General features: G+C 72.2%; 9 protein-coding genes. 8 read left to right on the forward strand and 1 reads right to left on the reverse strand.

Features of this window, described 5'->3' with window-relative positions:
- Positions 1 to 187 precede the first annotated feature (187 nt).
- Complete coding sequence (ffh, locus tag AOK18_RS06205; protein ID WP_055571309.1) at positions 188 to 1,738, forward strand: signal recognition particle protein; 1,551 nt, start codon at positions 188 to 190, stop codon at positions 1,736 to 1,738.
- A 94-nt stretch (positions 1,739 to 1,832) separates the two neighbouring features.
- Here the strand turns inward: ffh and AOK18_RS06210 are convergent, their stop codons facing one another.
- On the reverse strand, positions 1,833 to 2,744 hold the full coding sequence (locus tag AOK18_RS06210) for a methyltransferase domain-containing protein (RefSeq protein ID WP_055693646.1): 912 nt from the start codon (positions 2,742 to 2,744) through the stop codon (positions 1,833 to 1,835).
- Positions 2,745 to 3,321: 577 nt separating this feature from the next.
- Between AOK18_RS06210 and AOK18_RS06215 the strand changes: the two genes are divergently transcribed.
- The 7 genes from AOK18_RS06215 to lepB form a co-directional block, all read left to right on the forward strand.
- Positions 3,322 to 3,924 (forward strand): hypothetical protein, encoded by a 603-nt coding sequence (locus AOK18_RS06215; RefSeq protein ID WP_055571311.1) that lies wholly within the window; start codon positions 3,322 to 3,324, stop codon positions 3,922 to 3,924.
- Positions 3,925 to 4,261: 337 nt separating this feature from the next.
- Entirely contained in the window at positions 4,262 to 4,681 is a 420-nt protein-coding gene (rpsP, locus tag AOK18_RS06220; RefSeq protein ID WP_055571312.1) for a 30S ribosomal protein S16, read from the forward strand.
- A 2-nt stretch (positions 4,682 to 4,683) separates the two neighbouring features.
- A complete protein-coding gene (locus AOK18_RS06225) occupies positions 4,684 to 4,923 on the forward strand; it encodes an RNA-binding protein (protein ID WP_055571313.1) in 240 nt (79 codons plus the stop codon).
- A gap of 81 nt (positions 4,924 to 5,004) precedes the next feature.
- Positions 5,005 to 5,568, forward strand: coding sequence for a ribosome maturation factor RimM (gene rimM / locus AOK18_RS06230; protein WP_055571314.1), 564 nt, complete (start codon positions 5,005 to 5,007; stop codon positions 5,566 to 5,568).
- On the forward strand, positions 5,568 to 6,401 hold the full coding sequence (gene trmD / locus AOK18_RS06235; protein ID WP_055693647.1) for a tRNA (guanosine(37)-N1)-methyltransferase TrmD: 834 nt from the start codon (positions 5,568 to 5,570) through the stop codon (positions 6,399 to 6,401). The genes rimM and trmD overlap by 1 nt, the downstream gene beginning before the upstream one ends.
- A gap of 131 nt (positions 6,402 to 6,532) precedes the next feature.
- Entirely contained in the window at positions 6,533 to 6,883 is a 351-nt protein-coding gene (rplS, locus tag AOK18_RS06240; protein WP_055571316.1) for a 50S ribosomal protein L19, read from the forward strand.
- 33 nt (positions 6,884 to 6,916) lie between these two features.
- Positions 6,917 to 7,631, forward strand: a 715-nt coding sequence (lepB, locus tag AOK18_RS06245) for a signal peptidase I (protein ID WP_055693648.1), incomplete at its 3' end; no start/stop codon positions are given.

The raw sequence follows: 7,631 nt of genomic DNA on the forward strand, positions 1-7,631 counted from the left end.
CCCCGCCGACGCGGGGACGGCCCGGGGCGGTCGGGTGGGACCGACGGGAACACGACCTGCTCCCCGTCGTCACGGGGTTCGTCGTCCCTGTCCGCTCTTTCGAGCGGGCGGGGAGGATTTGTCGGCCGGGCCGGATATCCTGGAGGGCAGCCCAGCTCCGCCCCCGACTCCGAGGACCGACGCCGCCGTGTTCGATACTCTCTCCGACCGCCTCAGCCAGACCTTCAAGAACCTCCGCGGAAAAGGCCGGCTGAGCGAAGCGGACATCGACGCCACGGCGCGCGAGATCCGTATCGCGCTCCTCGAGGCCGACGTGGCCCTTCCCGTCGTCCGGGCGTTCATCAAGAACGTCAAGGACAGGGCTTCGGGCGCCGAGGTCTCCAAGGCGCTGAATCCGGCGCAGCAGGTCCTCAAGATCGTCAACGAGGAGCTGGTGGCCATCCTCGGCGGCGAGACGCGCCGTCTGCGGTTCGCCAAGCAGCCGCCCACCGTGATCATGCTGGCGGGTCTGCAGGGTGCGGGCAAGACCACCCTCGCGGGCAAGCTCGGCCGCTGGCTCAAGGAACAGGGCCACTCGCCGCTCCTGGTCGCCTGCGACCTCCAGCGCCCCAACGCCGTCAACCAGCTCAGCGTCGTCGCCGAGCGCGCCGGCGTGGCGGTCTACGCGCCCGAGCCGGGCAACGGCGTGGGCGACCCGGTCAAGGTCGCCAAGGACTCCATCGACTTCGCCAGGTCCAAGGTCCACGACGTCGTCATCGTGGACACCGCCGGCCGCCTGGGCATCGACCAGGAGCTGATGCGGCAGGCCGCGGACATCAGGGACGCCGTCTCGCCCGACGAGATCCTGTTCGTCGTCGACGCGATGATCGGCCAGGACGCCGTCAACACCGCCGAGGCCTTCCGCGACGGCGTCGGCTTCGACGGCGTGGTGCTCTCCAAGCTCGACGGCGACGCCCGCGGTGGTGCGGCCCTGTCGATCGCCTCGGTGACCGGCAAGCCGATCATGTTCGCGTCGAACGGTGAGAAGCTCGACGAGTTCGACGCCTTCCACCCCGACCGGATGGCCTCCCGCATCCTCGACATGGGCGACCTGCTCACCCTGATCGAGCAGGCGGAGAAGACCTTCAGCCAGGAAGAGGCCGCCCAGATGGCCTCCAAGCTGGCGTCCAAGAAGGGCCAGGACTTCACCCTGGACGACTTCCTGGCCCAGATGGAGCAGGTCCGGAAGATGGGCAGCATCTCGAAGCTGCTCGGCATGCTGCCCGGCATGGGCCAGATCAAGGACCAGATCAACAACCTCGACGAGCGGGACGTCGACCGCACCGCCGCGATCATCAAGTCGATGACCCCGGCCGAGCGCCAGGAACCGACGATCATCAACGGTTCGCGCCGCGCCCGCATCGCCAAGGGCTCCGGCGTCGAGGTCAGCGCCGTGAAGTCCCTCGTGGAGCGGTTCTTCGAGGCCCGCAAGATGATGTCCCGCATGGCCCAGGGCGGCGGCATGCCGGGGATGCCCGGGATGCCGGGCATGGGCGGCGGCCCCGGCCGGACGAAGAAGAAGCAGAAGCAGGCCAAGGGCAAGCAGCGCTCCGGCAACCCGATGAAGCGCAAGCAGCAGGAGGAGGAGGCCGCCCAGCGCCGCGCCGCGGCGGCCGAGGGGGGCAGCGCCTTCGGACTGCCCCAGCAGGGCGGCCAGAACTTCGAGCTCCCGGACGAGTTCAAGAAGTTCATGGGCTGACCGTCCCGGGGCCGACGGCCCTCCGCGCGCCGCGGGGGCGCCTCCCGCCGAGGGGGCGCCCCCGTGGCGTGTGCGCGCGGCGCCCGCGACGGCGTCAGGGCGTCCGGGCGATCAGGTACCGGAAGACGTTCGGCATCCACACCGTTCCGTCCTGCCGCTCGTACGGATGCAGCGCCTCGGCGATCTCCTTGTCCACCTGGACCCGGTCCGCCGCCGCGATCGCCGCATCGAACAGTCCCGTCGACAGCAGACCCCGTACGGCGCTGTCCGCGTCGGCGTACCCGAAGGGGCAGGCCACCCGTCCCGAACCGTCCGGCCAAAGGCCCGCCCGCCGGGCGACGTCCTCCAGGTCGTCGCGGTGTGCGGGACGCCAGGCGCCCGCGCCGCGCGGCGGCTCCGCCGGCCCGGCGGCCGCCCGGAGCACGGACATCGTGGCGCAGCGTTCCGGAGGACCCCAGCCGGTCAGCACCACGGCCGCTCCGCGACCGGCGAGCGGCACCGCCCCGGCGAGCTGTTCGCTCAGCCCGTCGGCGTCGCCCGCGAGGCAGCCGATGGGTTCGAAGGCGGTCACCAGGGTGTACGCGGGGCCGCCCCCGCCAGCCGTCCCCGTCCCGGAAGCCGCCGCCGTGCCCGCCGTGTCCGCGGCGCCCCCGTGGACCGTGTCCCCGCGGGAGCCGTCCACGATCAGGACGTCCGCCCGCGCGCGTGCGTCCCGCCCGGCGGGCAGCAGCCGCTCGCGCGCGAGGGCCAGCCGGTCCGACGAGGCGTCGACACCGGTGACCGCGGCGCCCCGGGAGGCCGCCATCAGCAGGGCGAGCCCCGAACCGCAGCCGAGGCCCAGCAGCCGCGACCCGGGCCCCACGCCCAAGCGCCCGTAGACGGCCTCGTAGAGCGGTACGAGCATCCTCTCCTGTATCTCGGACCAGTCACGCGCGCGTGCCCGCCGGTCCACGCGAGGGCCGTGGCCTGTGCGAGGAAGGTGCTGCCGCACGAGCGTAGGTGTCATAGGTAAGCGCCCCAATCAGCCGAGAGCCGCCGCGCCGCCCGATCGCCTCGCCCCCGCGCGGCGCGCTCGCACTACCCCCGTCATGCCAGGAAACTCCGCCCTCGACCCGGCGTCCAGTGGAGCGGGGCGACGGCTTGGGAGACGCTCGTGCCAGTGGCAAGAATTCACATCCCGGTAATCCGGCGGAGACCGGATGGTTCCGGCCGAGGTCCGCACAACGGTGATCCGGGGGCGGACGGCGTGAACGCCGGGCGGCCCGGTCCCGGGCGCGGGCGGCGGACGGGGTAACGTCGTGCCCCTGAAGCACGCCCGCGGGGCCGGGGCCGCTCCGTCGGGAGCGCGGCCGAAACACCCCTTGCGCGTCCGCGGTCCACGGGAGAACCGGCATGCGGGCGCCGGACCGCGGGGACCGTGTACGTCAGCCTACGCACCACCTTGAGGTGAGCTGTGAGGCTTCTCCGCAGATCAGCGCGCCCGCCCTCGTCGGGACGCATGAGCGCATACTGACGGGTAAGGGCAAATTATTTGGGATGCCCCGGAATCGGAACACAGGGGCACCCCGGCTCGTTGTCGTTACGTGAGCACGACACAGACACCACCTGTACTCGCCGCAGAACTGGCACAGGCGTGGGCCGACATCCAGCGGTACCACCCCGAGCTGCCCGATCTTGCCGCGCCCGAGTCCCTGATCGGGGAGTCGTCGTCCGCGTGCGGTCACGAGCTCTCCTTCGAGCGACTGCTGCACGAGGCAGTCCATGGCATCGCCGCCGCACGCGGCGTACGCGACACCTCCCGCGCAGGCCGCTACCACAACCGCAGATTCCTCGCGATCGCCGAGGAACTGGGCCTGGACCACCCCGACGAGCCGCATCCCAGCAGCGGCTTCTCGCTGGTCTCCCTCACCCCGGAGGCCAAGCGCCGCTACCGGCCCACCACCGAGCGCCTCCAGCGCGCCCTGAAGGCGCACTCCGCCGCGACCGCGGGCGACACCGCCCGCAGTTTCCGCGGTCCGGCGGCACGTCACGGCTCGTCCGGCGGCGGGGTGCGCGTCAAGGCCGTCTGCGACTGCGGCCGCAACGTGCGGGTCGTCCCGTCGGTCCTGGCGCAGGCCCCCATCGTCTGCGGCGGCTGCGGCAAGCCGTTCCGGATTCCCGAGGGGGTGGCCGCGGTCGCGGGCTGACGGCAGTCGGCACCTCGTGGGTGCCGGACGCACGTCGGGCGTGCGGATGCCGCCCACTCCCGCGCATCCGCGGCGGCCGCGCCGCCCCACCGGGCATCCGGCGGGGCGGCGCGGCCCCCGTCCCGCCGGGTGCCGGTGAGGCGTGCCCCGGTGCGGTCCGCCGACCCCGCGGGCCCGGCCTCCCGCGGGATGTGGCAGAATGGCCAGCTGTACTCGACGGCCGTACAGGAACCCTCTCTCCTCCGGCTGACGCGTCCATCGGGCACTCGGGTACCGCAACCCCACGCGGCCATCCCGCCGTGCCCCACCACGTCAAAATCCAGGAGAACCCACTCCCGTGGCAGTCAAGATCAAGCTGAAGCGTCTGGGCAAGATCCGTTCGCCTCACTACCGCATCGTCGTCGCCGACTCCCGTACCCGCCGTGACGGCCGGGCCATCGAGGAGATCGGCAAGTACCACCCGACGTACAACCCGTCGGTGATGGAGGTCGACGCCGAGCGTGTGGCGTACTGGCTCGGCGTCGGCGCCCAGCCGACCGAGTCCGTGCTCGCCATCCTGAAGAAGACCGGCGACTGGCAGAAGTTCAAGGGCGAGCCCGCCCCGGCTCCGCTGCTCCAGCAGGCCGAGAAGCCCGCCCGCCCGTCGTTCGAGGCGCTCGGCGGCGAGGACGAGGGCAAGGGTGACGCCATCACCCCGAAGAAGAAGACTGAGAAGAAGGACGAGGCCCCGGCCGAGTCCGCGTCGACCGAGGCCTGAGCATGCTCGAGGAGGCTCTCGAGCACCTCGTGAAGGGCATCGTCGACCACCCCGACGAGGTGCAGGTCGCCTCGCGCAACCTGCGCCGCGGGCGTGTGCTCGAGGTCCGGGTCCACCCGGACGACCTCGGCAAGGTGATCGGCCGCAACGGCCGCACCGCACGCGCCCTGCGCACCGTCGTGGGCGCCATCGGCGGCCGCGGTGTCCGCGTCGACCTCGTCGACGTGGACCACGTCCGCTGACGCTCAGCGCAACCGGCTCGGGCCGGGGAGGGCCTCAGGGCCGTCCCCGGCCCGTCGTCGTACGACAGGAGATCAAACACAGTGCAGCTGGTAGTCGCTCGCATCGGCCGTGCCCACGGCATCAAGGGCGAGGTCACCGTGGAGGTCCGCACCGACGAGCCGGAGCTGAGGCTCGGACCCGGTGCCGTCCTGGCCACCGATCCCCCTTCCGCCGGGCCGCTCACCATCGAGACGGGCCGGGTGCACAGCGGCCGTCTCCTGCTGCGCTTCGAGGGCGTCCGTGACCGCACCGGCGCCGAGGCGCTGCGCAACACCCTCCTCATCGCCGAGGTCGACCCGGACGAACGGCCCGAGGAGGACGACGAGTACTACGACCACCAGCTGATCGACCTCGACGTCGTCACCCGGGACGGGCAGCCGGTGGGCCGGATCACCGAGATCGCCCACCTGCCGACGCAGGACCTCTTCGTGGTGGAGCGGCCCGACGGCGGCGAGGTGCTCGTGCCGTTCGTGGAGCAGATCGTCACCGAGATCGACCTCGGGGAGCAGCGCGCGGTCATCGACCCGCCGCCGGGCCTCATCGACGACCGGGCCGAGATCGCCGCCCCGGCGGACGGGACCACCGCCCCGCGGGACGAGGCCTGATGCGGCTCGACGTCGTCACCATCTTCCCCGAGTACCTCGAACCGCTGAACGTCTCCCTGGTCGGCAAGGCGCGCGCACGCGGACAGCTGGACGTCCGGGTGCACGACCTCCGCTCCTGGACCCACGACCGGCACAACACCGTCGACGACACCCCGTACGGCGGCGGCCCCGGCATGGTCATGAAGACCGAGCCCTGGGGCGAGGCGCTCGACGAGATCCTGGCGGACGGCTACGAGGCCGGTGCGCACGCGCCCGCCCTGGTGGTCCCCACCCCCAGCGGCCGCCCCTTCACCCAGGACCTCGCCGTCCACCTCTCCGAACGCCCCTGGCTGGTCTTCACCCCGGCCCGCTACGAGGGCATCGACCGGCGCGTCGTCGACGAGTACGCGACCCGCATGCCGGTGTACGAGGTCTCCATCGGCGACTACGTCCTGGCCGGCGGCGAGGCGGCCGTCCTCGTCGTCACCGAGGCCGTGGCCCGGCTGCTGCCCGGCGTCCTGGGCAACGCCGAGTCCCACCGGGACGACTCCTTCGCCCCGGGCGCCATGGCCGGCCTCCTGGAAGGCCCCGTGCACACCAAGCCGCCCGTCTGGCGCGGCCGGGGCGTTCCCGAGGTGCTGCTCAGCGGCCACCACGGGAAGATCGCCCGCTGGCGGCGCGACGAGGCGCTGAGGCGCACCACGGCCAGCCGGCCCGACCTCATCGAGCGCTGCGACCCCGGGGCCTTCGACAAGAAGGACCGCGAGATGCTCTCCATCCTGGGCTGGGAGCCGGACCCGGCCGGGGCGCCGTACGGCCGATTTTGGCGCAGGACCGGCGCCGTGGAACAATAGGCCGCTGTCGTGCGTCGTCCGGCGTGCGCCCCTGCCGCAGGGGGACACGACGCCCGCTCCGGACCGCACACCCCGATCCGAAACCCTATTGCCGTTGATGACCTGCGGCATCAGCGAAGAAAGCAGACGAAATGTCTCACCTGCTCGACTCCGTCGACTCCGCGTCGCTGCGCAGCGACCTGCCGAACTTCCGCCCCGGCGACACCGTCAACGTCCACGTGCGCGTCATCGAGGGCAACCGCTCCCGTGTGCAGCAGTTCAAGGGCGTCGTGATCCGCCGTCAGGGTGCCGGCGTGCGCGAGACCTTCACGGTCCGCAAGGTCTCCTTCTCCGTCGGCGTCGAGCGCACCTTCCCGGTGCACACCCCGATCGTCGAGAAGATCGAGGTCGTCACCAAGGGCGACGTCCGCCGCGCCAAGCTGTACTACCTGCGCGAGCTGCGCGGCAAGGCGGCGAAGATCAAGGAGAAGCGCGAGAGCTGAGCGCTTCCCGGGGCCGGATAACATCTGGCCTCGATGGACACCGAAGCACAGTCGACGGAGCGCGACCGCTCCTCCCACCCGGCCGGACCCGAGGACACCTCGGGGGGCCCGGGCCCGGAGGAGCGGTCGCGTTCCGCGTTGGCGGGACGCCTCGCGGGACGGCTTCCCGGGGGCCGGGCCATCGCGGCCCTGCTCTTCGTGCTGCTGCTCCTGACGGTGCTCAGCACCTTCGTGGCCCGGCCGTTCCAGATCCCCAGCGGGTCGATGGAGCCCGCGTTGAGGACCGGGGACCGTGTTCTCGTACTCAAGTTGGCATACCGTTTCGGTGCCGGACCGCAGCGCGGGGACGTGGTGGTGTTCGACGGCTCCGGGTATTTCGGGAACGCCGACTACATCAAACGCGTCGTCGGCGTGGGCGGGGACCGCGTGGTCTGCTGCGACAAGGACGGGAGGATCCGGGTGAACGGCCGGACGGTCGACGAGTCGGGTTTCCTGTTCCCCGGCGAGAGCGCCTCCGCGGTGCCCTTCGACGTGGTCGTCCCCGAGCAGCGCCTGTTCGTCCTCGGCGACCACCGCGGCTCCTCCAGCGACTCCCGCGACCGGCTCGGTTCGCCCGGCGGCGGCATGGTCCCGGTGAGCAGGGTGATCGGCCGCGCCGACTGGATCGTCTCGCCCTTCGGCCGTGCCGCCCGGCTGCACCGCCCCGACGCCTACGCGCGCGTGCCGGAGCCGTCCGCCCGGGCGGACG

This window comes from Streptomyces prasinopilosus (assembly GCF_001419695.1).
Lineage (GTDB): Bacteria > Actinomycetota > Actinomycetes > Streptomycetales > Streptomycetaceae > Streptomyces > Streptomyces prasinopilosus.